At 57.0% G+C, this 2,148-nt stretch carries 1 protein-coding gene; it reads right to left on the bottom strand.

Annotated features, from left to right (window positions below; translation table 11 throughout):
* Positions 1–591: 591 nt before the first annotated feature.
* The gene (locus tag V6C16_RS11735; protein ID WP_333543288.1) at positions 592–1,401 is read right to left on the bottom strand and encodes a septal ring lytic transglycosylase RlpA family protein; all 810 of its coding nucleotides are present in this window, start codon (positions 1,399–1,401) and stop codon (positions 592–594) included.
* Positions 1,402–2,148 lie beyond the last annotated feature (747 nt).

The following is a 2,148-nucleotide window of genomic DNA, read 5'->3' as shown; positions in this document are numbered from 1 at the left end:
TGACCTGCGCGAGCGCATGGGGGCCAGCTATAGCCCCGTGGCTTTTTACCGCGCCATGCCCGCTGAAAACGGCTATTCGCTGATGCAGGTTGAGCCTGCTCCGGGCCGGGGGAAATGACTGGGCGCAGCCCATTGTCCGAAGTGGCCGCTCCGGTGTTGGCGGTAAAGGATTTGTGCGTGTCTTGGCATGGCAGGAGTATCCATCTATCAACGCTATCAGCGCCAAACTGCCCTGGCCCGAGCCGGGTGTGAAGCAGCCCCCGGTCCTGTGCTTGTCGGCAGGGATCGGGGGCTGATTGCTTGCGACCTGGGCGAACCCGTGTGGCGCGGGCCGTGGCCTGAAGTATTGCGGCCATGACAAGGCCGTGCTGATCTGTGCCGCAGGCGCATGCTTTTATGCAGGCGCGCCGAGCGACTGAAAAGAGTGCCGAAAAATCGGCCTTGCGTGTGTCACGTTACTGGAGCGGGCAGCTAGAGCTTTAACACTTGAAATGCTCACTTACGGCAGGCAAAAGCTTGCCTGCATTTCGTGGCAAGGATTTTCCTGAAAATCCTTGCAGAGCAGTCAACTCATTTCATTCGTAAACTGCTCTAGCGGGAATGGTCCAGTACAACTTCCGCTTCGGGATGCGCCTGACGCAGTGCCTCGTGCATGGCGGCCGCGTCCGCAAAAGCGCGGAAGGGGCCGATGCGCTCGTCGCCCATAGCGGCATTGTAGCGCACGTAATATGCCTGGTCGGCCTGAAGGGGGGTGCCGCTTTCGTCGCTGACCACCTCAAGTTCCACCTTGCCTACGCCGCGCTTGCCAAGGTCCAACTGCTGGGCAGCGGCAAAAGAAAGGTCAATGATGCGGCCGCGCACAAAGGGGCCTCGGTCAGTCACGCAAACCATGACGCTCTTGCCGTTTTCCTGGTCGGTCACGCGGACGACGGTTCCCATAGGCAGAGTGCGATGGGCGGCGGTGAAGGTATACATGTCGTAGTTCAGACCGCTGGCAGTGGCGCCGCCGTGAAAGTCACGGCCGTACCACGATGCTTTACCGGTGAACACTTCGCTCTGTTGGGCGCGTTTGAGCCATATATCGCGGCTGTCAACGCTTTGCTCGGAAACGGCCTTGCTTTTGGAAGATTTTGCCGCCTTGCCGCTTTTGGCGTTCTTGGACGCCTTGCTGGACTTGGCTGTTTTGCCTGATTGACTGCCTGAAGCAGCTTTTTTGTTTTTTTCAGACTTGGTCTGGCGCGCTTCAGCTGATTTTTTTGCAGCTTTGGAGGCGGCGGGTGCGTTTGAAGAGAGTTCGGCGGAAGGAGCGCTTGCAGAAGCCGCGTCGGCTTTCATGGGGGCGGCCAATAGCATACATGCGACCGCAACCGCCAGCATGGAAGGCCAGCGTGAATACTTCATGATCATTCCTTGGTTACAGTTCGAGGCTGTCCGGCGGATGCCGGGCGGACCACGCCCGTGGCCCTGACCCCGGAGACTCTCCAGTGACGGCGAAAGCGCCTTGCGCTCCTGACCAGTCCGTCTCGTTGGGGGATGCCTTTTCTTGATGGGGCAATATACCGTAATAAAAACTTCGGTGTCAAACTGACAAAGATATGTAATTCAAATCGTTATCAGCAATTTTTTTCTAGACAAATGTTAGAGGCATGCAAACAGGATATCGCATATTGCTTGGCATATTTATGAGGCGCGGTAAAAATACCCGGCGCAGCGGATGAAAAAAGCGGAGTGTGGCCAGAAAACACGAACAAAAAAAGAGCAATGTCTGATCAACATTGCTCTGACGTCTAGAGCATTTAACACTTGAAATGCTCGATTACGGCAGGCAAAAGCCTGCCTTTTCGCATTTCGTGGCAAGGATTTTCAAGAAAATCCTTGCAGAGCAGTTAACTCATTTCATTCGTTAACTGCTCTATTGGGCCGAGGGTGCGCAGGGGCCTGCTGCCGCTTGGCCCCGAGCGTGTGGAAACGCTGTTTGGTCTGCGGCTGTGCATCTTCGCAGTCTTGCCCCGTGGGTTGTCTGCCTCGTTTGGCTCTGGCCGGGCCAGCTCTGTCTTGCTTGGGTCTGTCCGGCCTGCTCGGACCCGTACTGGCGCGTGCGGCAGCAACCAGAGGGCGGTGTCGTGGCGGCGGTGCTTCATATGTCGA

Source organism: Desulfovibrio sp. 1188_IL3213 (genome assembly GCF_036763145.1).
Classification (GTDB): Bacteria; Desulfobacterota; Desulfovibrionia; order Desulfovibrionales; family Desulfovibrionaceae; genus Desulfovibrio.
The sequence above is the reverse complement of the archived record's forward strand: the minus strand, read 5'-3'. Positions and strand labels throughout refer to the sequence as shown.